The organism is Arthrobacter sp. YD4 (assembly GCF_030410515.1).
Taxonomy (GTDB): domain Bacteria; phylum Actinomycetota; class Actinomycetes; order Actinomycetales; family Micrococcaceae; genus Arthrobacter.
Genome location: NZ_JAUHHD010000002.1, coordinates 83,213 through 108,270 on the forward strand (window position 1 = coordinate 83,213; position 25,058 = coordinate 108,270).

Annotated in this window: 24 protein-coding genes; 7 read left to right on the top strand and 17 right to left on the bottom strand. The window is 64.2% G+C overall.

Annotated features, from left to right (window positions below; all coding sequences use genetic code 11):
• Window positions 1-715: 715 nt before the first annotated feature.
• Genes QWJ39_RS04715 through QWJ39_RS04725 form a run of 3 tightly spaced genes read right to left on the bottom strand, consistent with a single transcriptional unit; the run spans window position 716 to window position 2,442 of the window.
• Window positions 716-1,054, bottom strand: coding sequence for a hypothetical protein (locus QWJ39_RS04715; protein WP_290256567.1), 339 nt, complete (start codon window positions 1,052-1,054; stop codon window positions 716-718).
• Between the two features lie 51 nt (window positions 1,055-1,105).
• Window positions 1,106-2,086: a TIGR03086 family metal-binding protein gene (locus QWJ39_RS04720; RefSeq protein WP_290256568.1), complete on the bottom strand. Its 981-nt coding sequence runs from the start codon at window positions 2,084-2,086 to the stop codon at window positions 1,106-1,108.
• Window positions 2,087-2,136: 50 nt separating this feature from the next.
• Window positions 2,137-2,442 carry a helix-turn-helix domain-containing protein gene (locus QWJ39_RS04725; RefSeq protein WP_290256569.1) on the bottom strand — a complete coding sequence of 102 codons (306 nt, stop codon included), beginning with the start codon at window positions 2,440-2,442 and terminating at the stop codon, window positions 2,137-2,139.
• A 334-nt stretch (window positions 2,443-2,776) separates the two neighbouring features.
• On the opposite strand from QWJ39_RS04725, the gene QWJ39_RS04730 reads away from it, so the two are divergent.
• The 5 genes from QWJ39_RS04730 (at window position 2,777) to QWJ39_RS04750 (ending at window position 6,866) form a co-directional block, all read left to right on the top strand.
• A complete protein-coding gene (locus QWJ39_RS04730) occupies window positions 2,777-3,211 on the top strand; it encodes an SRPBCC family protein (protein WP_290256570.1) in 435 nt (144 codons plus the stop codon).
• A 53-nt stretch (window positions 3,212-3,264) separates the two neighbouring features.
• Complete coding sequence (locus QWJ39_RS04735) at window positions 3,265-3,729, top strand: SRPBCC family protein (protein ID WP_290256571.1); 465 nt, start codon at window positions 3,265-3,267, stop codon at window positions 3,727-3,729.
• Between the two features lie 386 nt (window positions 3,730-4,115).
• Window positions 4,116-4,841, top strand: coding sequence for an ABC transporter ATP-binding protein (locus tag QWJ39_RS04740; protein WP_290256572.1), 726 nt, complete (start codon window positions 4,116-4,118; stop codon window positions 4,839-4,841).
• Window positions 4,842-4,855: 14 nt separating this feature from the next.
• On the top strand, window positions 4,856-5,599 hold the full coding sequence (locus QWJ39_RS04745; RefSeq protein ID WP_290256573.1) for an ABC transporter permease: 744 nt from the start codon (window positions 4,856-4,858) through the stop codon (window positions 5,597-5,599).
• A gap of 136 nt (window positions 5,600-5,735) precedes the next feature.
• Window positions 5,736-6,866, top strand: a complete 1,131-nt coding sequence (locus QWJ39_RS04750; protein WP_290256574.1) for an alkaline phosphatase family protein — start codon at window positions 5,736-5,738, stop codon at window positions 6,864-6,866.
• 330 nt (window positions 6,867-7,196) lie between these two features.
• On the opposite strand, the gene QWJ39_RS04755 is transcribed toward QWJ39_RS04750, so the two are convergent.
• The 4 genes from QWJ39_RS04755 to QWJ39_RS04770 all read right to left on the bottom strand — a co-directional run bounded on the left by QWJ39_RS04755 (window position 7,197) and on the right by QWJ39_RS04770 (window position 12,242).
• Window positions 7,197-8,477 carry a ferredoxin reductase family protein gene (locus QWJ39_RS04755; protein ID WP_290256575.1) on the bottom strand — a complete coding sequence of 427 codons (1,281 nt, stop codon included), beginning with the start codon at window positions 8,475-8,477 and terminating at the stop codon, window positions 7,197-7,199.
• Between the two features lie 912 nt (window positions 8,478-9,389).
• Entirely contained in the window at window positions 9,390-9,998 is a 609-nt protein-coding gene (locus QWJ39_RS04760; protein WP_290256576.1) for a PepSY domain-containing protein, read from the bottom strand.
• Window positions 9,999-10,471: 473 nt separating this feature from the next.
• Complete coding sequence (locus QWJ39_RS04765; protein ID WP_290256577.1) at window positions 10,472-11,851, bottom strand: IS110 family transposase; 1,380 nt, start codon at window positions 11,849-11,851, stop codon at window positions 10,472-10,474.
• 175 nt (window positions 11,852-12,026) lie between these two features.
• Window positions 12,027-12,242, bottom strand: a complete 216-nt coding sequence (locus QWJ39_RS04770) for a hypothetical protein (protein WP_290256578.1) — start codon at window positions 12,240-12,242, stop codon at window positions 12,027-12,029.
• Between the two features lie 219 nt (window positions 12,243-12,461).
• On the opposite strand from QWJ39_RS04770, the gene QWJ39_RS04775 reads away from it, so the two are divergent.
• Entirely contained in the window at window positions 12,462-13,565 is a 1,104-nt protein-coding gene (locus QWJ39_RS04775; RefSeq protein WP_290256579.1) for a pilus assembly protein TadG-related protein, read from the top strand.
• A 510-nt stretch (window positions 13,566-14,075) separates the two neighbouring features.
• Here QWJ39_RS04775 and QWJ39_RS04780 read toward each other — a convergent pair.
• Both QWJ39_RS04780 and QWJ39_RS04785 read right to left on the bottom strand, forming a co-directional pair.
• On the bottom strand, window positions 14,076-15,374 hold the full coding sequence (locus QWJ39_RS04780) for a trypsin-like peptidase domain-containing protein (protein WP_290256580.1): 1,299 nt from the start codon (window positions 15,372-15,374) through the stop codon (window positions 14,076-14,078).
• Window positions 15,375-15,536: 162 nt separating this feature from the next.
• On the bottom strand, window positions 15,537-16,388 hold the full coding sequence (locus QWJ39_RS04785; protein WP_290256581.1) for a hypothetical protein: 852 nt from the start codon (window positions 16,386-16,388) through the stop codon (window positions 15,537-15,539).
• Between the two features lie 270 nt (window positions 16,389-16,658).
• Here QWJ39_RS04785 and QWJ39_RS04790 point away from each other — a divergent pair, with 270 nt between their 5' ends.
• Window positions 16,659-18,365 (top strand): alkaline phosphatase family protein, encoded by a 1,707-nt coding sequence (locus QWJ39_RS04790; RefSeq protein WP_290256582.1) that lies wholly within the window; start codon window positions 16,659-16,661, stop codon window positions 18,363-18,365.
• Window positions 18,366-18,579: 214 nt separating this feature from the next.
• Here the strand turns inward: QWJ39_RS04790 and QWJ39_RS04795 are convergent, their stop codons facing one another.
• The 8 genes from QWJ39_RS04795 to QWJ39_RS04830 form a co-directional block, all read right to left on the bottom strand.
• Window positions 18,580-19,812 carry a hypothetical protein gene (locus tag QWJ39_RS04795; RefSeq protein ID WP_290256583.1) on the bottom strand — a complete coding sequence of 411 codons (1,233 nt, stop codon included), beginning with the start codon at window positions 19,810-19,812 and terminating at the stop codon, window positions 18,580-18,582.
• A 33-nt stretch (window positions 19,813-19,845) separates the two neighbouring features.
• Window positions 19,846-20,895, bottom strand: coding sequence for a hypothetical protein (locus tag QWJ39_RS04800; protein WP_290256584.1), 1,050 nt, complete (start codon window positions 20,893-20,895; stop codon window positions 19,846-19,848).
• The gene (locus tag QWJ39_RS04805; RefSeq protein ID WP_290256585.1) at window positions 20,843-21,253 is read right to left on the bottom strand and encodes a cupin domain-containing protein; all 411 of its coding nucleotides are present in this window, start codon (window positions 21,251-21,253) and stop codon (window positions 20,843-20,845) included. Before QWJ39_RS04805 ends, QWJ39_RS04800 begins: the two co-directional genes overlap by 53 nt.
• Window positions 21,254-21,261: 8 nt before the next feature.
• A complete protein-coding gene (locus tag QWJ39_RS04810) occupies window positions 21,262-21,594 on the bottom strand; it encodes a carboxymuconolactone decarboxylase family protein (protein WP_290256586.1) in 333 nt (110 codons plus the stop codon).
• A 66-nt stretch (window positions 21,595-21,660) separates the two neighbouring features.
• Window positions 21,661-22,023 (bottom strand): nuclear transport factor 2 family protein, encoded by a 363-nt coding sequence (locus QWJ39_RS04815; protein WP_290256587.1) that lies wholly within the window; start codon window positions 22,021-22,023, stop codon window positions 21,661-21,663.
• On the bottom strand, window positions 22,020-23,048 hold the full coding sequence (locus QWJ39_RS04820) for an aldo/keto reductase (protein ID WP_290256588.1): 1,029 nt from the start codon (window positions 23,046-23,048) through the stop codon (window positions 22,020-22,022). The genes QWJ39_RS04815 and QWJ39_RS04820 overlap by 4 nt, the downstream gene beginning before the upstream one ends.
• A gap of 34 nt (window positions 23,049-23,082) precedes the next feature.
• Window positions 23,083-23,964 (bottom strand): aldo/keto reductase, encoded by an 882-nt coding sequence (locus QWJ39_RS04825; RefSeq protein WP_290256589.1) that lies wholly within the window; start codon window positions 23,962-23,964, stop codon window positions 23,083-23,085.
• Window positions 23,965-23,983: 19 nt separating this feature from the next.
• Window positions 23,984-25,015 (bottom strand): zinc-dependent alcohol dehydrogenase family protein, encoded by a 1,032-nt coding sequence (locus tag QWJ39_RS04830; protein ID WP_290256590.1) that lies wholly within the window; start codon window positions 25,013-25,015, stop codon window positions 23,984-23,986.
• Window positions 25,016-25,058: the final 43 nt, after the last annotated feature.

Consider the following 25,058-nt stretch of genomic DNA (forward strand, 5'->3'; position numbering starts at 1 on the left):
AAAGGTTGAGAGGCCATGAACAATCGGAATCACCACATGCTGCGCGTGAGATGTCGGTGGTGTTAGGTAGCGGTGGTTCGGTGACCGGAGGCTGCCTATCTCAGAACGGAGATCGTTCCCTAAACAGTCCACGGGGCGTATGACGGAACCCACCTCGGCCCAGGCCAAAATTACCCATATTAGCGAAACGCCCCCGTGCTGGTTGGGGGCAACCGTGTGCGCGAGGGCGTTTCAGGACGGCCACAAGGGTTGGTTCTAGTGGCCAGTTTCCAGTGTGGAGCTGATCTCGGACGTCGTCAACGGTTGGTTATCCGTTTGATCCTGTTTGGACTCTCCGGCCGTTCGGATGTCCAGGGCCGCCCTACGGGGCTAACCGCAACTAGGCATCTTGCCGGGAACCAGGGCCACGCCGGTTTTCGAGATCCAAGGCCGGCCCGGTCAGTTCCTGGTTCCGGTCAGGAGCGGCCAGGGAACCTTCTTCCGGGGTGACTTTAGATCACCTGCCCCCGGGGGTGGGCCGTTGGAAGGACCTGGCAAACAGCCTCGATGCGCTGTGGCACCAAGGCTGCGATCAGCCGTGAAGCGGACTCGATAACTTGGGCGACAACAAAGGTGCCGATGTGCGCCGCGAACCCAACCACGGCTCCCCCCCCAGCGACGCACGCCGCTCTTGGCAGCAATGCAGCCGGCGGCAAGGTGTTCCCGATACGGGCTGTTACATTCCGGGGATCTGCTGGGCTTCGTGGACTTCAATTTCGCAGCCGCCGGGCATGTTCAGGTGCGGGTGCACCTTGGCCAGCTCCACGGCCGTCTCAAGGCTGTCGGCCTCGATGATGCTGTATCCAACGACTTCGCGGGTGCTCGGCGCCGTCGCACCCCCTGCGGAAACGCGGACGCCGTTGGCAAGGGGGGTGCCGAAATCGAGCAGCCCGTTGCCGACTTTGCCGGCCCAGATGTTCCACTGTTCCATGACGGCGGCCATGTCCTCGGGGGAAGGCGGTGCGGCTTCTGCCGGGGTCATGGGGGCGTGGTAGATGAAGACGAACTTGGACATGGTGTTCCTGCTTTCTTTGGTTTTTCTTGCGGATTTCTGGGGTTGAGGATTTTAGGCGGCTACGGTTCGGCCGGTGAACCCGATAAGGCGCTCCAGGCTTCCGGCGCTTTCGGCGACGGGCTGGGCGGCGGCGAAGCTGCCGCTGGCGCGGACCTGCTCGGAGATGGTCAGCTGGGCAAGGCCCTCGACGTAGTCGGTGAGGACGTCGGAGACGATGAGGTCCTGTCCGGTGGCTTTCGCGAAGTCCCAGGCGTGAACGAGGAGTTCAAGGTTCAGGATGCCGGCCACGACGGTGGCCGGGAGTTCGGCGAAGCCCATGTCGATGGTGCCCTCGGTGCCTCGACGGGTGAAGGCCTCCAGGGTGGTCTGTGCCAGGGCGGCGATGCGGGTCTCGGGAGAGGCGTCCGGGTGGTCTGTCACGGCGGCGCCGAGGGCTCCGCCGATCTGCCGGAGCGATCCGGCCAGGTGCTCGAGCAGTTCGTGGGCGGTGAAGTCCGCGCAGGGGGTTGCTTTGTCCCGGTCAGCGGGGGTGAGCTTGCGCAGCACGCCCAGGAGCACGGCGAGCGATGCGTCGGCCGAGCTGAGGGGATCGATCCCTTCGGGGGCTGCGGCCCATTCGTCCGGTCCGGCGCCGGCAGCGGTGGAGGTTTCGGCGATGAGGCGGTCCATGTAGTGGTTCCAGCCCTCGGCATGCGCAGCGGCTTGTTCGGGGGTGAGTCCGTCGTGCACCAGGCGCAGCGAGGTGCCCTCGGCGTCGGGCTCGAGCGTGATGGTCACGGTGGATGCCCCGGGCGCCAGGTCCATTCCGGATTCCCAGCCCCAGGTGAAGACGACGCGTTTTCCCGGTTCGATCTCCTGGAAGGTGCCGGCCGCGTGGTGGCCCGGGGTGACTGTCCAGCGGTATTCGCCCCCGATCCGAAGGTCGACCCGTGCGGCGACCGTCTGCCAGCGGCGCAGACGCTCAGGGTCGGTGATGAGGGCAAATGCCTCGTCGGCGCCGACGGGCAGGTGGATGGTTTTATCGAAGCTCATGGCAGGGGGTCCTTCGTGTTTGGGGAATTATCCGAATGGGGCTGGGGGTGTTACGGCGTGCCTCGGCGCTGGGCTGCCAGTTCTGCTGCATCGGAGACCAGAAGATCCAGTTCATCGGTCCAGAACTGCTCGACGAGTTCACGCAGCCGGCCCATGCCCCCTGGGTCGAGCTTGTAGAACCTGTTCCGCCCTTCTTTGCGGGCAGCCACCAGTCCGGCCTGCTCCAGGAGCAGCAGGTGCTGGGATACAGCAGAACGGCTCACCGTAAAGTGCGCGGCCAGCTCCCCTACAGTCTGTTCCCGGCGCGCCAGGAGGTGCAGCAGCCGGCGCCGATTCGGCTCTGCGGCTATCTCCAAAGCATCCAACACAAGAAATACGTTAGTGGACGCTAACGTATAGCGCAAGGCGTCGGGAACGGGCTATACCTTGCCCGCTCCCCCACTGCGTGCTTGCCACTAGAACCAGCTGTTACTGTTCGTCACCTGAACGATGGTGGTCGTGCCGACGACATCATGTGTCCTGGGCGTCCACGCCCGGAGGCTGACAGTCGCTGGGCCAACACTTTGAGAAAGGACCTGACCGTCTGGATTCGCCGTTTCGGACTGTAGGTCCGGCTTCCCGAGCCCGACAGACTGAAGTGGGGGTAGTCTCACTTCATCTACTGCTGCTCCCACCCCCGAGAGGATCCCCATGGCACACGCCGAAGGCGAGATCACCATCGATCGTCCCGCGACGGAGGTGTACGCGTTCCTGGCTAACGGACTGAACAACCCTGCATGGCGTCGGAGCGTGCGAAGCATTGGTCTCCAGAGCGGTGCCCCCGGCGTAACCGGGGCCGTCTACAGCCAAACCATGACCGGGCCTGGCGGCCGATCGATTCAGGGCGACTACCGGATCACCGCCTCAGATCCCGGCCGGTCGCTGGCCTTTCAGGTTATCGCCGGCCCCGCGCGCCCGGAAGGCCAGTACCTGCTGACGGAGTCCGGAGGCCGAACCACCGTCCGGTTCATTTTGGACCTCAAGGCGTCCGGCCTCATGAGGGTTCTCGACGGATTTATCACCAAAACTATGGAGGCCGAGGTCGGCCAGCTTCAGGAACTGAAACGGGTCCTCGAAGAAGCCTGACTGTTCTATCGTGGCCGCTACTGGCTGGACCAGCCACACCCTAGGATTGCCACATGTCCACCTACGAAGTCACCCGCACCGCAATCATCCCGGCACCAGCAGAGAAAATCTTTCCGCTGGTCAACAACTTCCACGAGTGGACCACATGGTCACCCTGGGAATCAGTTGACCCCGCCATGCAGCGCAGCTACACCGGCCCCGACTCAGGAGTCGGCGCTGGCTACGCCTGGAGCGGCAACCGCAAAGCCGGCTCCGGCACGATGGAAATCGTTGAATCTTCCCAACCGAACACCATCCGGATCCGTCTGGAGTTCACCAAACCCTTCAAGACCGTCAACCCGACCACCTTCACGTTCGCCCCGGCGGCCAACGGCACCCAGGTGACCTGGTCCATGACCGGCGAAAACAAGGGCATCGGCAAGGTCTTCGCCCTCTTCATGAACATGGACAAAATGGTCGGCGGGGACTTCGAGAAGGGACTGGCATCTCTGGCTGCCGCTGCCCAGCGGCGCGACTAAGCGCAAAACCGGCCGGCGGGAATTTGGCTTGAGCTCGCTGCCACACAAAGGGTCAGGCCCATGGCTACCCAGGGATGTCCTCCGGCGTCAACCCCTCGTAAGCAGGTCCCGGGTGCTTGCTCCCACGTGGGTCTCCGGGCCAGGAGCCGTCTCATAGTCCATCGATCGGTTGCTCTTCGGCTCGGCGTCGCAGTGACCCGGCTTTCGTTTCCCCGGCACTGGCGATCGGCCTTTGACGGCAGCAGTTTGCGGGCCTAGGTTTCAATCAACCAAACGATATGAGGATGGATCCGCGGGAGGCCACGGTGTCATACGCCCCAGCTGACGATACCGGGAGCGGTGCCGGGACATACCCAGTCACTGCCCCCGCGGTGCAGGGTTTTGGGGTGCACATTTCGCGGGGGCGCACGAAGATTTTGCGGGGTCTTGACTTCACGGTGGACACCGGCCGGATCACGGGTCTCCTTGGACCATCCGGCAGTGGAAAGACCACCTTGATGCGCGCCATTGTCGGCGCTCAGAAAGTCAGCGAGGGATCGATCCGGGTGCTCGGCCGGCCAGCCGGTGAGCGCACGCTGAGGCACGACATCGGATATATGGCACAAGCGCCGGGTGTTTACACCGACATCAGCGTGGAGGCCAACGTCAGGTATTTCGCCGCCGTGTATGGTCTCGGGCGGGCCGACGCCGCAGCAGCTATCGCCGCCGTCGGCCTGGAACCTTTCGCCCGCCGAAGGACCGCGGATCTCTCCGGGGGCCAGCTCAGCCGGGTTTCACTCGCCTGTGCGCTGGTCTCGCATCCGAAGCTCCTGGTACTCGATGAACCGACGGTGGGCCTCGACCCGGTCCTTCGCGCCGACTTATGGGAGCGCTTTGCCGCGATGGCTCAGGCCGGAACGACGCTGTTGGTATCCAGCCACGTCATGGAAGAAGCCTCGCACTGTTCGTCACTGCTGCTGCTGCGCAACGGCCAGCTGCTGGCGCGACTCACACCAGCCGAGCTCGCCGAGCGCGGAGGGAGCACTGACCTCGAACAGGCGTTTCTGAGCATCATCAGGACAGCGGAGAGCGGCCCGGAGCCGGACCCCGCGGCAAAGGCGAAGGAGACGTAGCGATGAACCATAGGATGATGCTGGCCACGGCGGGCCGAGTCCTGGATCAGCTTCGCCACGACCACCGCAGCGTGGCCCTGATCCTGGTGGTCCCGGCACTGCTGCTCGCTGCCGTCTACTTCCTGTTCGAAAACGAAAACCTGCCCCCGGGGCGCCCCCGGACCTTTGATCGCGCGGGCCTCGTGATGCTTGCCATTTTCCCGTTCGTGGTCATGTTCCTGGTCACCTCCATAACAATGCTGCGGGAGCGAACCTCAGGGACTCTGGAGCGGCTGCTGACCACTCCTATCCACAAAGCAGACCTCCTCTTCGGCTATGCCCTGGCCTTCTCGATCATGGCTGCCCTCCAGTCGGTGGTGGCGACGGCGGTGGCGTATTGGGTTTTCGGCCTCAACATCAAAGGCGGCCCGGGCCTGGTGGTCATGATTGCGGTCATCAATGCCGTGCTCGGTGTGGCCTTGGGACTGTTGTGTTCGGCTTTTGCACGCACGGAGTTTCAGGCCGTGCAGTTCATGCCCGTAGTGGTCATCCCACAGATCCTGCTCTGCGGACTCTTCGTCGCCCGGTCCCGGATGAACGGGGTCCTTGAATCGATCTCCAACGTGCTGCCGCTGACGTTCTCGGTCGACGCGCTTCAGGAGGTCGCAGGGCATGCCGAAGCCACACCCGCAATGTGGCACGATATCGTGGCGGTCTCGACGATGGTTGTCGCGGTCCTGGTGCTCGCCTCCCTGACGTTGCGACGACAGATCCGATAATCGAAGAACCATGATCCATCTGACAGGGTAGTAAATTGGCAGGCAACTCGAAGCAAACGTACTGCTGGATGCGGGCTTACGTGTGACATGGTTCCGGAATCGGATAGGGTACTGCGCTAAGCCACCGGGAGAGTCCATGACTGATGTAGTCCGCTTTGGCAGAATCGGACCCGAGAGCTCTCGGAGCAGGCGGCGTTTCCTGGGCCTGCTGGTTTTTCTGACGTCGGTGATGGCGGCCGTTTCGGGTTGCGGGTCGATATCGGCGTCCGATCCCTCTCAGCCGGGGACTCCCGCGGCCCGGGCCGGCACCCCGGGGCACGTCTTCATTATCAACCTGGAGAACAAAGGCTACGACCGTGTTTGGGGCAGCAGTTCACCGGCGCCGTACCTTTCCGGAACTCTCCGCTCCCAGGGCGTCCTGCTGAGTAACTACTACGGCATCTCGCACAACTCATTGCCTAACTACCTCGCCCAGATCTCCGGGCAGCTTCCCAACGACAGCACCAGGCAGGACTGCCATACCTACACGCCGTTTACTTCAACCGGGGTCGATGCCCAGGGCCGGCTGCAGGGCGACGGCTGCGTGTTTCCGGTCGACGTGCCGACCCTCGCCGGGCAACTGAGCGGCGCCGGTAAAACCTGGCGCGGCTACATGGAGGACATGTCCTCTCCTTGCCAGCACCCTGACCTGGGCGCGCCGGACGCACACGTTGCCGCCGTTGCCGGCGACCAGTACGGCACGCGCCACAACCCTTTCATGTACTTCCGTTCGATCACCTCCAGCCCTGACTGCGCGAAGAATGTGGTGAACTACTCCGCGCTCCAGCAAGACCTGCGATCGGTCGGCACCACCCGTAACCTGTCTTACATCACCCCGAACCTTTGTCACGACGCCCACGACAGCCCTTGCGTCGACGGCACCGCCGGGGGCTTGGGAACCGCTGACGCCTGGCTTAAAAGCCAGGTTCCAGCCATTCTTTCCTCTCCGGCCTTCCGCCAGGACGGGATGCTCGTCATCACTTTCGACGAAGCCGACGGCGGCGCCGTCGGACCTTCCACCGGAGTTACCGGAGGCACTGAGGGAGGCAAGGTCGGCGCCTTGGTCATCTCCCCGTTCTCACCCTCCGGGGCGACGTCGGACCGCCCCTACAACCACTTCAGTCTCCTGGCCAGCCTGGAGGACTTCTTCGCCCTCCCCCACCTGGGCGGCGCCGCCGAATCCGGCGTCAACACCTTCGGTGCAGACGTGTACCGGTCAGGCGTTTAGGACCATCTGCCCGCCGTGAGCGACCCCGCTGCGGCCGACGACTCAGAGGACTTGAACCGGATCGGTTGTCCCTCATGATGCTCCTATGGGCGTCAAATTGGGTTTTGGATGCTGTCTCGGTGTTGTCGGTTCGTTCCGCGGTCCTCCAGAGCTGTCACAGTTATGGCTACCTGGCGGGTGTGTCTGTGGTTGCTGTGGTGGGGGGACGGCACCCCTGCACGCGGGTCCACGCGCCGGTACCGTTATGTGTCGCGTGACGGCGCCACGTGGCTACCTCGAGGGTGTACGCGGGTCGCTTTGGGGTGCATGTTCTTTCAGGGGGCGTGGTAGCTAGAAGTTGAATTCTTCATGGTGGAGTTGTCGGCGCGGCAGGCCGGCCTGTGCCAGGGCCGTTGTTGCGGTGGCGGAGAACCGTGGGGATGCGCAGATGTAGACGTCGCGGGCTGCAAGGTCCGGGACCATGGTCCTCAGGGTCTGGGCGGTTATTACGTTCCGCGGGTCGGATGAAGGTCCGGTCAGGAAGATCAGTCGTGCTCCGCGGTGCCTGGCGATGTGTTCGAGCTCGTCGCGGAAGAGTATCTCCTCTATCGAGGAGGCCCGGTATAGCAGGGTCAGTTCGCTTCCGTCGGCGGCCAGTGTCTCGAAGAGGGCGCGCATCGGGGTGATGCCGACTCCGCCGCCGATCAGGAGTACTCCCCGGCCTTGACGCCGTTCGTTCGTCATGGCGCCGTATGGGCCGGCGGCGAGAACTCTTGTTCCTGGTCGCACGGCGTGGATCATTCGGGTTCCGTCGCCGACCGCTTTGACGGTTATCCGCAGGAACTGCTGGTGGGGCGGGGCTGAGAGTGAGAAGGGGTGGGACGACCGCCATGTGGCACCGGTCAGGAATCTCCATCGGAAAAATTGTCCGGATTCGGCGTTGAGCTCGTTGAGGTGGCGGCCGCGAAGGATGATGCTGACCACCCCGGGGCCCTCATCGACTACGTGATTGACACGCAGCCGGTGGCGCCACAGCTGGGTGAGCGGTGCCAGAACCCGGTACCGCAGTACCAGTCCGAAGCTGAACGTGTAGAGCAGGCTCCATGCCACCTGAACGAGGGGGAGGCCGGCCAGGTCGGGGCCAGCGAGTTCGTGGGAGAAGGACAACGCGACCGCCAGGTAGGTCAGCAGGTGTAGAACGTGCCAGGTCTCGTAGCTTAACCGTCGGCGCACGCTTCGGGCCGAGATAGCTCCGACGGCGAGAAAGATCAGCGTTCCCAGGGTGGCCGCGATAAGTCCCGGCATGGTCAGGACGTCCACGGTTGCTGCCAACGCCGAGGTACCTCGGACGATTGCCCAGGCCGCGGTCGCGGCGACGCCGTGGATGAGAATCAGGCAAACAATGGCCCTGCCGCCCTTGGCGTGCCATCGGGCCAGCCGGTCCGCGCCGACTCCCCGTTCCAGCGCGGGGGCGCGGGACATCAGGGCCACCATGACGGTGACGCCGTATCCGGCAAGCAGGCCTGAGGTGTGCGCCAACAGGGGCAGGTTGAGCCGCAGAGGCCGGGGAGCGCTGAATCCGGCCAGCGCCGTGGCCGCGAGGGCCCCGGCCGTGATCAGCCAGAGCAGCACAGACGGCGTGAGGGTCTGCGCAGCTGTCTCGGCTGCACTGGATCGTATGGATCCGTCCCCTTGACGCTCGGCTGATAGTGTCATCGTCTTTCTTTCTTCGTGTGGGCAGATGCCTGCTAACTCCTATTTACTGCTTTGATCGGTGTTGCTCAGCGGCGCCTGTCGTGGCTGTGGCCGGGCCCGTTTCTGCCGGCCGCAGGGAGTGGCCGTTGGTTTGGTGCGGCAAATGCGGTGGAGTTGTTCGTGGTTGCTGCAACCGAGAGGGTGGCCGGCTGCACGGGCGAGATGGCCGGCGCGTTCACGCCGAGCTGCACACCCGTGATGACGGCAGCACCAATGACCGTGACGGACAAAACGCGTTGGAGCCAGGACCACACCCGGGATTCGTCGCTGGATTGGGGAAGCGCTGTTCTGGACATCGTCTGCGCGGGTGCCGCGGTGCTCACGGCCGGGCCCTGCCGGCCGCGCCCTGGTACGTGTTCGTAGGTTCTGCGGGTTTGTCCGGTGATGCTGAGGGTCCGCTCGAGACCTGCCAGGTGGTCCCTGGCACCGCGGTCAACGCCATGGCGGCAAACGCAGATGCAAGGCCAGGGCGGCCGGTGGTCAGCGGGGCGACGGGGCGGTAGGTGATCATCAGGGCCCTCCTAGGGGCGGATGTGCCGGTGACCGCTGTTGGCTGCGGCGGGATTTGTTAGGGGTTCAGTGATCCTTGTCGGCGACCATGCGGAGTCGGGCGGTCTCGAAGGGCCTGCGCCTTCGAGTCCTGGGCCTAAGGATTTTTTTTTGGGACACTGCGGCGCTGGGTGAGGCGGTTCCGGCTGGGCCGCGGGGTCCAATGGCCAAGGGGTGGGCGGCTAAGAGGTCTTCGGGCGGGTCCCGCAATGCGGTGCCCGCCCGAAGGGTGCGACAGGATCAGTGGCCGTGGGCGCCCTGTCCGCCTGCTTCGGTGGCGGTGATGGTGAAGTTGGCGTCGAGCTTGACGGTCGCATGGGTGCCGTCCGTCTTGGTGATGTGGGCTTCGTACGCGGCGCTGCCGTCATCCTCGGTCGTCATGTTCTCGACGGTCGCGCCGGCGTTCGCGGCCAGGACGGCGTCCTTGACCTTGCTGGCGGTATCACCGGTGAGATCGGTTTCATTCCCGTGGTGGCCGCCGTGGCCGCCCTTGCCGCCGGCTTCGGTCGCGGTGATGTTGTAGTTGGTGTCGAGCTTGACAGTGGCGTGGGTGCCGTCAGTTTTGGTGATGTGGGCTTCGTACGCGGCGCTGCCGTCATCCTCGGTCGTCATGTTCTCGACGGTCGCCCCGGCATTCGCGGCCAGGACCGCGTCCTTGACCTTGGCAGCAATGTCGCCGGCGAGAGCGGTTTCGTTTCCGTGGTTGGCATCGGCCGATGCCGTTGATGTGGCGGACGGGGACGGGGTGGTTGCGGCGTTGGCAGGCAATGCCATGGCCGTAAGTGCCCCGCCGCCAATGAGGGCCCCGATCAGGCTGGTGCCTGCCACGATTTTCCGGATCTGGTTCACGGTATTTCTCCTTGTTGATTCCGCTCCGTCTTTCGAAGCTGTTCTCATGCTCACGTGGAACCCTGTCGGACTATCTTCATCGTGCTGTGCGCAGCCTGTGACTGTTGAGGCACGTAAAAAGCTTCCAACGAATTACCCACGCGGCGCCGCGTTCCGCGGCCCCGCCCTGGTTGCGTGTTCAGTTGCCGGCCCGCTTCGGTGCCTCCGGCATCCAGGCCGGGCACCTCGTCCCAGGCTCGGGGGCGCGGACGGGCGGATCCTTGGAGGTAGCGGGCGAACAGCATCGGCAGGGGGCCCCGATCGGGCGCCCGCTGGGCCGGCCTGCTGTAGGTGTCTGTGTTGTCCGTCACGGTATCCTCGTCGCCGTTGGGCCTTGCTGTCTATGACGATGCTCCAACAGGCGTGGAGTTTAATGATGTCGTTTGGTTAGAGGGACGCGACTCAGGGTGAGTTTGAGCTGTCCATGGCTGGGGTCAATTCGGGTTATCCAGGGCTGATTTTTTGGGAGCCGGTGGGGTAGCTCCCTCGGTGGTGGTAGCTGTGGGTAACCCGTGGGATTTGTCCCCGGTTGTGGACAGGTGCTGTTGGGTGAGCCATTGGCGGTAGGTGTGGGCGACGTGGTCGTTCCTGGCGATTCCTCGTTCGATGCGCGAGTGGTTGGAGGGCCATTGGTTGAGTTGTTCCCCGGCTTGTTGCAGCGTGATGCCGAGCTTTCGTCGGAGGGGCCGGAGGTCGGTGATGTCGGGTGCTGCGATGGGGTTGAATATTTGGCGGTAGATTTCGCGGGCGACGTAGCGTTTGAGGCAGCGCATGGTTTCTCTTTTGCTCTTGCCGTCGGCCATCCGTTTGGCGACGTACTCCTGGGTTTGGTGGTCTGATTGCATGCGGGAGAGGACAACGTGGTGGAGGGCGCTGTTGGCCTGGCGGTCACCGCCTTTGCTGAGTCTGTGGCGGTGGGTCTTGCCCGATGATGCGGGCACCGGCGCGGTGCCGGTGAGGGCTGCGAACTGTGCTTCGTTGTTGATCCGTTCGGGGTTGTCTCCGACGGTGACCAAGAGCTGGGTGGCGACTTCAACGCCAACGCCTGTCAGTTCGGTCAGCAGCGGGGCGTACGAGTCAAGGATTTCTTGCAGGAGCTCATCGGTAGCCGCGATTTCGGATCGGAGGGATTGATACCGTAGGGCCAGCGTTTTCAATGTCAACGCGGTGATGTATCCCGTGTCTGCGGGGTGCCCTAAGGGCCGCGAGCGGGCAAGCGCGGTGATCATCGCCGTGGTGGGGAGGCCGCGGTATTTGGCTCGTATCGTTTCGGGTGCGGAGACGAGCAGGCTTCGGATTTGGTTGACGGCGATGGTGCGGGCCTTCATTGCCGAGGTCCGTGCTGTGCGCAGGATGCGGAGGCATTCCACTGGTCCGTCTTTGGTCTTGGGGGTGGAGATGCCTCGTTCGGCGAGGACTGATCGGGCTGCCTGGTAGGCGTCCAGTGGATCTGATTTTCCCCGGATCCTGCGCTGCTGACGGTTTGGCCGGTTAACCTCGAAGACCCTGAGTTTCTCTTTGGTCAACACGCGTGAGAGTTCGGCCCCGTAGGAACCGGTGCCTTCAACACCTACGGCGCTGACCGTGCCGTGGCCGGTGATGAAGTTAAGCAGCTGGGTGTAGCCGGCGGCTGTTGCTGCGAACTTTTGATCAGCGATGGGTTTGCCGTATTCGGTGACGACGGCGACGTGGTGGGTGTCTGCGTGGGTATCCACGCCGACAATGACTTGGGGTAGCTCCTGGGTGAGTATGGCGACGGCCCTGGTCTTCCTGGTCTTTGTGGGTTGCACGTTGGCCAGGCCGGCAGACAGCACGGTAATGGGACTAATGCGTTCAGGCTCCTATTAGGTCATGTCCGCCTGGCTCAACGGGCTTGGTGCTGGTCCTGAACCAGTGGACAACTCATGAGAAAGACAGCGTTCGCACGCGTCAGGTGGGCGACGAGTCACGCCGGTTCAGGACCTTTACCATCATTACCGTGGGGCTTGGTCATTCACCCTCGGGCCGGCGCGTTGTCCCGTTGATCAGGCCGTAGGAGGCCGCCACCATGGGTAGGGAGACAACACATCCGATCCCGGCCGGAAGCAGATGAAGCGCCCCGGAATCCGGAACCAAAGCCCAGATCAACGCACCGATCAGCGCACCACTCAGGATCTGCACGACGGCCCTGACCAGGAAATACTGCCGTCGTTCCTCCGCATTCATGAATCGCCTTCCGTAGGACGTGCCGAATCATAAAAAGTCACCCTTCCATACTGCCCCGGAGACGCCCCGCATGTAACCGATATCGGCTGCTTCCCCGCCCCCCTGCGGCGGAGGCCTGCCGCCTCGAGCGCCTTGGAGCCACCTGGAATGTGCCTGATCCTTCGCTAAACCTGCATTGATACTGCGAACCGGCTTTGCAGGGGCGGGGGACACTGAAGGGTGAATTTGAGACGCCCCCACACACAGGGAATATCCGTTTGTGCTTCACACAGCCCGCCACTCCCCCGGACCGGGCACGAATCCCGCTTTAGAGACACGGACGACACTGGGCGGAAGTCGAGAGCAGGGACGCCCATTGGGTCGCGAAATCTACTCAAGGACCAACGGGAAAGCGATCGGGGCGCCGTCGCCGTCCTCGTCGCACTTCTCCTGATCGTCCTGCTTGGGTTCGCGGCCGTCGCGGTCGACATCGGACTGATCGCCTGGACACGAACCCAGTTGCAGACCGGCGCCGACGCCGCCGCACTGGCCATAGCCCAGGACTGCGCCAAATCCGGGACAACCGCTTGTCAATCCACTGCCGCGGGCAAGGCACAGGCCCTTGCCGCAGCCAATATCGCGAACGGAAATGCCGCCGCGGATACGCCGGTCTTTCTCGCCCCAGCAACAGTAACCGTCCACGTCTCGGCCCGGGACAAAACCGGCCCGGGCCTCCAACTCGGTTTCGCACAAGTCCTGGGAATCCCCCGAACAAACGTCGACGCCACGGCCACCGCCGCGTGGGGCTCCCGATACGCCGGAACAGCGTCCATCCCCCTGGCCTTCTCCGAATGCCAGTTCAACCTCACCGGAACACCCCAGCTTCTGCAGTACGCCGGCGGCCCGACCTGCAGCAGCTCCTCTAACTCGGGCCACACCATCCCCGGCGGGTTCGGATGGCTCAAACCGGACACCGGCGTGTGCCGCGTGGCAATATCGCTGGCACATGCCACCATCACCTCCAAACCCGGCAAGCCCACCCCTCAAGAATGTTCCTCTGCGGATTTTATGGCCCTCATCGGCCAGACCGTGCTCCTGCCCGTCTTTGACGACGCCGGCAGCCAGGGAGCCAACGGATGGTTCCACATCAAAGGCTTCGCCGCCTTCCAGCTCACGGGCTACAACTTCCCCGGCAAGAGCTACAACAACAATCAGGGCGCCCACTCCTGCACAGGCAATTGTGCGGGAGTGATCGGTCAATTCGTCCGCTTCGTCAGCCTGGACAACGCTTTCACCCCCGGCGGCCCCGACCTGGGCGCGGAGCTCGTCCGACTGACGCACTAAGCGGCCCGGACGGCAGCTGCGACCGGGGCCGCCGTCAAGTGAATACGCCCAGATTCCGTCGGTCCACTACTGGGGCGTGGGACGATGCCTTGTTTTCCCGGTTTGGGACCGAACGAACCTGTGAGCGTGGACCGCGAGGTCCCGTGCCATCCGGGCGAACGCCAGGGCATCGACAGGGTCCGAACGTTCCACCACGGCCGCTGACCGGAGCGAACGTTCAGCCTCGTCGAGCCGCTGGTGGGCCCACCACCCAACCTGTGGACAAACATTCGCTAAAGCAGCCTTGGTTCCGTCGATCAGCTGCCGCGCGTCAGAGAGTGCCCGCGGCAGATCCAGGAGGGCCTTGCGCGCCCGACTGGCCCGCCGCGCCACCACCAAGGACTCAATTGCGTCCATCACCGGGCGAATGAGATGTTGGAGGTACACCATCCCCTACAGTCTCCCCTCACTTCGCGTGCCTCGTCACTGAGTTACATCTCTCCCATCAGCGGGAATCTGGCTCCAGGCTGCCTACGCCTTGGGTGCGGACCCGAGGGTGACGCTAACCTGTTGTTCCTTGCCCCCGCGGATGAGGGTGATCCTCATCGTGTCCCCTGCTGCGTGTTCCCGGAATGACGCCGTCGCTTCTTCTGCGTTCTGAATGGCACGTCCGTCAAGCGCTGTGATGACGTCGCCGCTGGTGATGCCCGCTTTCGCGGCTGAGGTCCCGCCGCTGACGCCCGTCACTCGGGCGCCCGACGTGAACTGTGAACCGGGCCCGGCCTGCGCGTCAGAAAGGCTGGCACCGAGTTGCCCATGGCTGGCCGAACCACCGGCAATGATCTCTTGGGCAACGCGCTTGGCGTCGTTGACCGGGATCGAAAACCCCACACCGATGCTCCCCGACTGGCCACCGGACGTCGAGGCGCCCGCAGAGGCAATGGCGACGTTGATCCCCAGGACCTCCCCGGCGCTATTGACCAGGGGGCCTCCGGAGTTCCCCGGATTGATGGGGGCATCCGTTTGCAGAACATTGATACTGATATCCGAAGACGCGGCCCCGGTACTGTTTTGAGCCCCGGGCTGAGAGTACCGGTATCGGCGCCCGCTGCCTCCGGACCCGTTGTTTCCCGTGGAGCCGGTCGTGTCAGGCGCAGCGGAAGACGCTATAGTGATGGTCCTGTTCACAGCTGAGACGATCCCGTCGGTTACCGTGCCCTGCAGTCCCAGTGGCGCGCCGATTGCGATCACGTTGTCCCCCACATTGGCTTTGGATGAGTCGCCCAAGGTGGCCGGGACCAGGCCCTGCGCGTCAATTTTGACCACAGCAAGATCCGATAGGGGGTCCGTGCCGACTACGGTGCCAGGGTAGACGTTACCGTCGTTTGTTCGTACCTCGATGCTCGCAGACGCGGACTGCCCATCGAGGGTCACGACGTGAGTGTTGGTCAGGATGTGACCCTGCTGGTCCAGAATGATGCCCGATCCAGTGCCCCCGGCACTGTCTGAGGTCGCCGAGATGGTTACCACGCTGGGAGAGGCCTTTTTGGCCGCGACGGCCACGGCAGCGACTCCGTCCGTGCTATTGACGACGACCTGAGCGGTCAACGGCGAGCTCACCGAAGCGGGCGCACCGGTAGAGGGTTCAAGCAGGGATCCGGCACCGGCTGCCGCTGCTCCGCCCAGCATCCCACCTGCCAGGATCGCACCGATCAGCACCGGAGCCCGAAACGTCCGGCCCCTCCCGGTCCGATACCCCGGCGAAGGTAGGGGTTCACCGCTGGTGATCGTAGGTGCATTGCCGGCCTGGTCGGCTTCGTCCTGAAACATGGGTTGGTCCTCCGTCGTGGGTGCTACCAGTCTCGGCCCGGCGGGTAAGAGGCCCATGGGCGGCACCTGTGCATCGACTGTGCAATATCTCCGGTTCACAGGGACCGCTGGACGCGGACGATCCCGGGAGAAGGGCAGCTCCCGCGACCTGTCCTGGATGACCTATTCAGCCGCTGGGCCCCTCCGTCCGAGGCTGCGCCGTTTAGCCAGGGACGGCACGAGAACCACAGCTGCGATGATCGCGGCGAGGGCGAGGCTGACTGTGCCTGTTCCCCACCCCAGACCCCCGCGCCCGGAGGGCATTGCCGTCCAGTCGGCCAAAGATGCCCCGAGCGGCCGGGTCAGGACATAGACGAACCAAAAGGCCGGGACTGCAGCGATACGGCCGCTCCCGAAGCCCAGGGCTGCAATGGCGATGACGGCTAGGAAGGTGATCCCGGAGGCAAGGTAGCCGAAGTTGAGGGTGTACGCTGCGAGGTCACCTACAGCCGTACCGAGGGCGAACGTGGTCAGGACAGCGGCCCAGTAGAACACCTCACGCCGCCGAGTATCAATGCTGTGGATCGAGAGTGTTTTCTCCGATCGGAACCACAAGAAGAAAACGCTGGACAGGACGGCCAGGAAAAACACCGCCGAGATCACGTAAGGGATCCCAAGGACCACGTGAACAGCATCAGCTGCCATCGTCCCAAACACGCTGACCATGACCACGGCGAGCCAGTACACCCAAGGAATGTATCGGCGGACAGTGAATTGAAGGACCAGCGACGCTCCCAGCCCTGCTCCCCCGAGTGCTAACGCAATGACAGGCTCCACGGCGTGGACGAGGTAATCCGACGTCGTTTCTCCCATCCCGGTCGTCAGTACTTTCGCTGCCCAAAAAGCGGCCGTGATTTCCGGAACCTTGACCCCCGAGGTTCGGAGAAAGAGGTGGTTCCGCCTTTCCGGGACAGGTCCCTGAACGTCGCCAGCTGAGAAGTTCAGGGAGTTGTCGTGCTGTTTCGATTCGGTCATTCCGCGATTCTCCCCCGGACAAGTCCACGCTCCCTAACCAGTTGTCCCGGTGGACGGCCAATCAGGTTGTCTTGGTTCCGCCGGCACAGATTGTCCGAAAACACGCCAGCCCCGGGCTGGGGATCTGCCGTGAATACGACTACGAGCCGATGAACGATTCCGGAATCTTGGTCCGGAACCCGTCCGGGCAGAGAAGGGTGCGGCCAAGAGGGATGAGACTCGAGGGGTCACATCCCCTCGGGCGCAGCTGCGCCGAAAGGTCTCATTCTTATGACTTCAGCTACAACCACAGCGGTAGGCGCCCTCCTCGGAGCTGCATTGCTCACCGGCTCGGCCGTGACGGCCTCCGCGGCAGATGGCGGGCGCCCGAACAACGAGCAGACCCAGAACCACGGCTCCGGCCAGGATGAGAACAGGGACAGCGACGCCGGCAAGGGCGGCAGGCACGTCCTCGTCCTCTCCGTGGACGGCCTGCACCAGAAGGATCTCGACTGGTATGTGAAGGCTCATCCGAATTCCGCCCTGGCTTCACTGGTGAAGCACGGCACCAGCTACACCCACGCCCAGACGCCGGTTCCATCGGATTCCTTTCCCGGGATGGTGGGCCAGTTCACCGGCGGGAACCCGGGAACCACCGGCATCTACTACGACGACACGTATAACCGGGCGCTCCTGCCCGCGGGCACCACCGACTGCAAGACCACCGCGCCCGGCACCGAGGTGGCCCTCACCGAGGCCGCCGACAAGAACCCGGATGCCCTCGACGCCAGCCAGGGACTCACGGGCCTGCCCGCCAGCATCATGGCGATGACCGGGCACCCGGAAACCCTCCTCAACCCGGCAGCGCTCCCGGTGGACCCGGCTACCTGCAGGCCGGTCCTCCCCCACCAGTACCTGAAGGTCAACACCGTTTTCGAGGTCGCGAAAAGCGCGGGCATGACGACGGCGTGGTCAGACAAGCACCCCGCCTACGAAATCCTCAACGGCCCCTCAGGCAAGGGTGTGGACGATCTCTTCACCCCCGAAATCAACAGCAAGGCCCCCGCCCCGTTCACCGGTGACTGGACGCAGGACAACGCAGCAACCCAGCAATACGACGGCTACAAGGTTCAGGCAGTCCTGAACGAGATCGCCGGCAAGGACCACTCAGGTGCCCGGAACGCCGCCGTCCCGTCGATCTTCGGCATGAACTTCCAAGCCGTCTCCACCGCCCAGAAACTCCCCACATCCGACGGACTGACCGGCGGCTACCTCCCCGGCGGAACCGTGCCCGGGCCCCTGCTGAGCAAGGCGCTGGACAACGTCGACGCGTCCATCGGGAAGATGCAATCAGCCCTCTCCGCTGCCGGGCACACCAAGGACACCACCATCATCCTCTCGGCCAAGCACGGACAGTCCCCGACTGACCCGGCTGCCTTGAACAGGGTGCCCGACAGCCCCGTCATCGACGGACTCAACGCCGCGTGGAAGGCGGCCCACCCAGGCTCCGCGGACCTGGTGGCCTTCTCCACCAACGACGACATCATGCAGCTCTGGCTGTCCGATCACTCCCAGGCGGCCGCCCAGTTCGCCAAGGACTACCTCGCATCCCACCCGGCCGCAGGCAACGATGTCAACGGCGCAGCCCGGACAGTCCAAACGTCCGGACTCAGCCGGGTCTACGCCGGAAGCGAAGTCGCCGGCTACTTCGGCACCAAGACCAGCGACGCGCGTTACCCGGACATCCTCGGCATCGCACAAACCGGCGTCGTCTTCACGGGTGGAAAGTCAAAGATCGCCGAACACGGCGGAGCCTCCGCCGACGACCGAAACGTCCCGCTGGTCGTTTCGGGTACAGGCGACGACGAAGCCCGCACCATCACTAACCCCGTCGAGACCACACAGATCGCCCCGACCATCCTCGAAACCCTCGGCTTGGACCCCCACAAACTCCAAGCCGTGCAGATCGAAGGCACCAAGGCCCTGCCCCGCCGCTAGGCCCGCCACGAAGTAGACCCCAGAGGGGGCTTCCGCAGGACAACCCTGTGGAGGCCCCCTGCTGTCAGGTTGTCCAAGCGCTGCCCTAACTGTCCCACCCTCGCCGCGGCCCGTCCCGGCACTGTGATCACGGCCCGAATCAACATGGCGCCGCATTCGAGAAAGCAGGTGTCATGTCACTGGACGGTTAATCCCGCTGACTTTGAGCCGCCGATTAGCGGGAGAGCCCGCCTTTCCCCCGCTGCGCGCCGACGGTTGCACCGGCGCGGGACTTTCGCGCCTTGGGTGCGTCCTTACCCATGGTCACGGCTGCGCTGGGGTGAGTACCTTCGCTTCGGGCCGCAACGAGCCGTCCCCGGATCTGGACTTCGTTCGCCCCGGTGTTCTCCAACGAGTCCGCGAACTTCCCCAGATGATCAGCTGAACCGTATCCGGAGGCTGACGCGGTTTCTGCTTTTAGGCCTTGGTCTGTGAGCCGGCTGCTGTCGCTGCCGGTAACCCGGTCCTCGATTTCGCGGCCCACGCTTTCCATCCGGCTGAAGAGTTCCTTCTCGGCCGCCTCGTAGCGCTGTTCCATCGAGGTCCATTCGGAGCCGGTGAAACCTGCCTCAGCCAGGAGCCTGGTTTCGTGCATCTCCTTTGCTGCCTGAACGAAGCCGGGGTCTTCGAAGTGCAAGTTGCCGGCGCCGTTGACGTTCTCGGCTGTCTCCTTGCGGAGCTGGTCGATGTCGGGACCGTGGACGCCGTCCCTGCCGATGAGGAAGAGGCGTTCCTTCACGGTGGCGTCGGCGGCCTCGATGGCCGCGGGAGTCTTAGCTGCGTGAGCTGTCTGCAGAGCTGCTGCCAGTTCCGGGTTGGCGAGGTATTCGACGGGGACCCGGTGGCGTTCCATCTCAGGTGCCAAGACGGTGGCCTGGGTGCGGAGTTCTTCGAGGCGGGCTGCAGCGAGCAGGGCCATGGCCTTCTCGTGCTCGGCGGCCGCCGCACGGGTCTCTTCCTGGCTGCGTAGTAGCGCGTCCTGTCGTGCCCGTTCGGTGGTGATGGTCTGTATGCCGGACTCGAGGTAGGCGGCATCAGCTCCAACGTCCCGAGTGTCGATGCCGTACCGGTCGAAGACCGCCTCCCGGATCTTCTCCGAAGCGGCCAGGGCCGCGGGGTCGTGGGTCTTCCACGATTCAGCCGCGGTGTACGCCGTCGCGATGTCCCGGGGCTGCGCCTTGTCCCACCACTGCTCTTTGTCGACCGGGGCGAGGGCCGCCCGTGCTGCACTGCGCTCGGCTGTCAGGCGGGCGTTCGCCTCGTAGACTGCCTGGGTAGCTGTGTGCTCTTCCTGGCGCTGCGACTCCTGCCTGCGACGGGCCAGCGTTTCGGCAATGCGTGACCCGATCAGCAACGACTGCCGCAGGCCGCCGTCGACAACGTCATCCATTCCATCAGCGTCACTCATCGTGTTCCCCTTTGCACTAGGTGGTGTCCGTCTCTATCGGTCCAAGCCCGGCGCGGAATCGCGTCGGCTCGGGTGAAGGATTTTGGCCGGCGCCGCCGGCGTCGGGGTTTCGGGCACCACCGATCCGGGACGGATCGGCGCCATGCCGCGCCGGGCAATGTCGACGGACCTAGGCGGCACTGCCGCTTCCGTCGCCGGGCCCTGTCCCGCGCCGACCAAGACCGGCTTGGGCATAGTCGCGGTAAACGGGGCCAGCTGCTGTTCGACCACCGCCCGGATACGCTGGGCCTCACGGGTTCGTCCGGACTGCTGGTGCATTTCGTAGACCGCGAAGGCGGTGTTGATGAGCTGAACCATGAGGACAGTCTGCGCCGCCGTCCTGTCCTTACTAGAAGCGGCCATGAACAACATGGCGGTACCGGCAATGGAGGGCAGCGCGACCGGCTTACCGTGCTGGCGCGGCGCCCGGAGCTGGGCCGTGCGGGACAGTTCCGCGGCGGTGGCGGCGAGCGGTCCGGGCGTTGTTTCGAGCCGGTGCGACCATGCCGCGAAGGCGCCGGAAACGTCCCTTGCTGCTTTCGCCCAGGTCGCGTGATCGTCGCGGGGAATGGACCGCAACTGGTCTGCCAGTGCGGTCGCATTCCGGGTGTATTCGACCCACATCTGTTCCGGCGGGGTTCCGTTCTCGGGACCGGTCTTGGAGACGGTGCGGCGGTTGCGGGCGGCGGCGTTCCACTCGGCTGCTGCGGCGGTGGCCAGTTGCGGTGAGTCCATCCAGTTCTCACGCAGGGCACCGAGCTTCAGGTCCGAGGCTAGGGTTCCGCCGCCGAACCAGATGGGCCGCTGTCCGGGCTTGGGTCGTTCGGCCACGGAGTAACCGACGATGACGTCCGTGGTGTTCTTGGCGTAGCGCGGACGAACGAGTAGGCCGGTGGCGCGGGTGCGGCGGACAAACTCATCTTCGGTTGCGGAGGCGCTGGCGCTGGCACGGACCTTTCGTGCCAGCGAGGACCGGTGCATCTCGCGTTCGTCACGGACTGCCGTGGCCTTCTCGGCGCGGTCGTAGCCGCGGGTGGCGTGCACGCTGGAGAGTTGATGGGTCTTCGCCGTTTTGGAGCATGGCTATGTGTTCCATGAAGCAGCCTGGTGCAGCGGCGTGCCAGTGTTCCTCCCCGGGAGGGGTGTAGAGGGTCTGGCCGGGGTGGACTTCGATAATCTTGCCGTCCCGGGTGCCGAAACGTCCTATCCCTTGGGTGACCCGCAAGTACTGGCCGTACTCGTGGGAGTGCCAGGCCGTGCGTGCTCCAGGCGCAAAGCGTACGGTCGCCACGACCATTGTCTGGCCTTCCTCATGGGGCATCGCGATCGGATCAAGCCACACATCTCCTGCGAACCGCTCCGGCGGGTTCTTGGTGGTGGGCAGAACGGGCTCGATGTTCATGATGTGCCTTACTTGTTGTCGGTGAAAACACCCTTGGCAACGCCCATCGCGGACATGCCTTTGGGCCAGCCAGCGTAGAGCGTGACATGGGTGATGGCTTCAATAAGCTCCTCTTGGGTCAGGCCATTTTGCACGGCACGACCGAGGTGGGAACCGAGCTGTTCGGTGTTTCCACCAGCTGTGAGCACCGCGACGGTGATGAGGCTGCGGTCGCGTGGGCTCAGTTCGGGCCGGTTCCACACATCTTCGAAGAGCATGTCGTCTGTGAGTTCGGCGAGCTTCGGGGCGAAGTCCCCGAACATTTTCCGGCCCCCGCCGACCTGTTTGGGATTCTCCGTCATTATGGCCCTTCCTTTCAGTGGTGCTTGGTGCCGCTTTAGTTGCTCAAATTCCGTTGAGGTGGCTGGTTACCAGGTCGAGGCGACGGTGCGGGTCACCGTTACTTCACCGTCGTGGGCCTCGAACGTGGCGTGGAGGGTGAGCCGCCAGGTGGCTCTCGATCCCCAGATAGTGGCGTCGGTGAGTGTCCGGGCCGTCAGTGCTGGTGGGGTCCCTTCGGGGCTGGAGGTAGCTTCCACTGTCTCCATCCGGTGGTATCGCATCTGTCCGGATGCGATGGCGTCCAGCCATTCCGCTTTGGACTGCACATACCCGGTCATGTGGGTCAGGGTGAAGTCCTCCGCGAGAAGCCCATCCAGTTCTTCGATGTCCCCTGCCACCATCGCCTGGCACATGGTTTCGAAAAGGGAACCGATCGGTTCAGTGCTCACGACGGGTTCCGGCGGCGTGCCCGGGCGGTAAGTTCGTGGGCGCCGTAACTGTTGTCGTCCGGGTTCACGGTGACCCCGGGGGCTACGAGTTTGTCGATCCTGTCCAGCACATCGGCGCTGAGGTGGGTATCTGCGGCGGGGAGGTAGGACTCCAGCTGTTCCATGGTGCGCGGACCCACGATTGCGGACGTGACGCCGGGGTGGTTGATCACGAACGCGATGGCCAGCTCGATCAATGTCATCCCGGCTTCTTCGGCCAGAATCGCCAGGTCCTCAACGATGTCGAGCTTGCGCTGGTTGGCGGGCTGACTCATGTCGAACCGGGCACTGGGCCGGGCTGACGAGGTCGGTGCGGAGGCGGCGTCTTTCCGCCACCGACCCGACAGCCACCCGCCGGAGAGGGGGCTGTACGTGAGGGTGCCCATGCCGTGCCGCTGGACGGTGGGCAGGATGTCCTCCTCGATGCCGCGGACCAGGATGGAGTACGGCGGCTGTTCGGTGACGAACCGTTCCAGGTTCCGTTGGCGGGAGGCCCACTGGGCTTCAACGATCTGGGAGCCGGAGTAGGACGACGAGCCGATGTAGCGGATCTTGCCCTGTCGGACCAGGTCGGTGAGTGCGCCGAGGGTTTCTTCGACGTCGGTGTCCGGGCTGGGCCGGTGCACCTGGTAGAGGTCGATGTAGTCCGTGCCCAGCCGGCGCAGCGAGTCCTCCACTGCCCGCATGATCCAGCGGCGGGATCCGCCCCGTTTGTTGGGGTCCTTCTCGTCCATGGGCATGAAGAACTTGGTGGCGAGGAAGACGTCGTCACGACGTCCTTGCAGCGCCTGGCCGACGATTTCCTCGGAGGTGCCACCGGAGTAGACGTCAGCGGTGTCGACGAAGTTGATGCCGGCGTCCAGGGCGTGGTGGATGATGCGGGTGGAGTCTGCTCGGTCGTTGTTGCCCCACGGGCCGATCATCATCGCGCCGAGGCAGAGCGGACTGACCTGCACACCGGTGCGGCCAAGCGGGCGGTATTCCATGCTGAATCCTTCTTTTTGCTCTGGGTCAGGGTGTCTAGGCTTCGGGGATTGACCGGTCAAACCACTGGTCACGGAAGATGTCCGGGTCCGGCCCGTTGCGGACCCCGGTGTCCAGGGCATCGATCGCAGTGAGCTCGTCTGCTGTCAGTTCGAAGTCGAAGACGTCGAAGTTCTCCGCGATGCGGACGGGGTTCGTGGACTTCGGGATGGCGGAGCGGCCCTGCTGCAGGTGCCAGCGCAACATCACCTGGGCCGGGGTCTTGCCGTGCACTTCAGCGATAGCGGCAATGGACGGATCCTGCATGACGTTCTTCCGGTCTTCACCCCAGCCCGGGTAGAAGGTGATTCCGCCGATCGGTGACCACGCCTGGGTGAGGATGCCGTGTTCGGTGTTGGCGGCTTGGACTTCAGGCTGGGTGAAGTATGGATGCAGCTCGACCTGGTTTACGGCCGGGACCGTGTCGGTCTCTGCGAGCAGTTCCTTGAGATGGTGCGGCATGAAGTTGCTGACACCGATCGCGCGGACGCGGCCGTCCCTGAACAGGGTCTCGAGTGCCTTGTACGCCGCGATCGTCTTTTCGAAACGGCTTGGCACCGGCTGGTGCAGGAGCAACAGATCAAGGTAGTCCACGCCGAGCTTGGTAGCCGACTTCTCCCAGGCGTGCAGCGTTTCGTCGTAGCCGTAGTCGCTGACCCAAACCTTGGTTTCGATGAACACGTCGGAGCGGTTCAGGCCGGAGCGCCGGATGCCTTCACCGACTTCGCGTTCGTTCCCGTACGCGGCGGCGGTGTCGATGTGCCGGTACCCGGCACCCAGGGCTGTCTCGACTGCCGCAGTTGTCTCGTCCGGGGGGCTTTGGAAGACTCCGAGCCCGAGGGCGGGCATGACGAGACCGTTGTTGAGTGTGAGGTTCATATCGTTCTGGTCCTTGTCGTTAGGGGCGGACGAGTACTTTGAGTGCTTCGCGGTCAGCCATGGCCTTGTACCCGGCGGGGACGTCGTCCAGACCGATGGTGCGGTCAAAGACCTTGCCCGGTTCGATGGTGCCGTCGAGCACGAGCGGCAGGAGTTCCTCGATGTAGGCCCTGGCCGGTGCTACGCCGCCCGTGAGCGTGATGTTGCGCATGAACTCGCCGAATCCGAGGGGTACCTCGGAGAACTGCGGCGCACCGACGCGGCTGATCACTCCGCCGGCGCGAACGACGCCGATGGCCATTTCGAGTGCCGGCTTGAGACCCACGGCTTCGAGTACTGCGTGGGTTCCGTCGCCGTTGGTGAGCTCCAGTGCCTTGGCGATACCCTCCTCGCCGCGCTCAGCTACGACGTCAGTGGCACCGAACTTGCGGCCCAGGTCCGTGCGGGCCTGGTGGCGGCCCATGAGGATGATCCGCGAGGCCCCCATGAGCTTGGCGGACAGGACCGCGGAAAGGCCTACTGCGCCGTCACCGATCACCGTGACAGTCTGGCCGGGCTGGATGCCGGCCTTCTTGGCCGCGTGGTACCCGGTGGACATGACGTCGGAGAGGCTCAGCAGGGACGGGATCAGCTTCTCGTCAAAGCCGGTGGGGACGACGACAAGGGTGCCAGCAGCTTGGGGGACGCGGGCGAATTCGCCTTGGCCTCCGTCGTCGTGACCGCCCCAGTGCGCGCCGTTGCGGCAAGAGGTCTGCAGCCCTTCTTTGCAGAAATCGCAGGTGCCGTCGGAGGCAACGAATGGTGCAATGACGAAGTCACCTACGGACAGGTTTGTCACATCGGAGCCGAGTTCTTCGATGATGCCGACGAACTCGTGGCCCATCCGGGCCCCGTCGCTGGTTTCCGGCTTGGAGCCGTAGGGCCAGAGGTCGCTGCCGCAGATGCAGCCGGCGACGATGCGCACGATCGCGTCCGTGGGTTCCTGGATGGTGGGGTTGGGGACGGTTTCGACGCGCACGTCGCCGGCGCCGTACATCAGGGTGGCTCGCATAATCGGGTTCCTTACGTTTGGTAATGGCCGGTTTTCAGTCAAC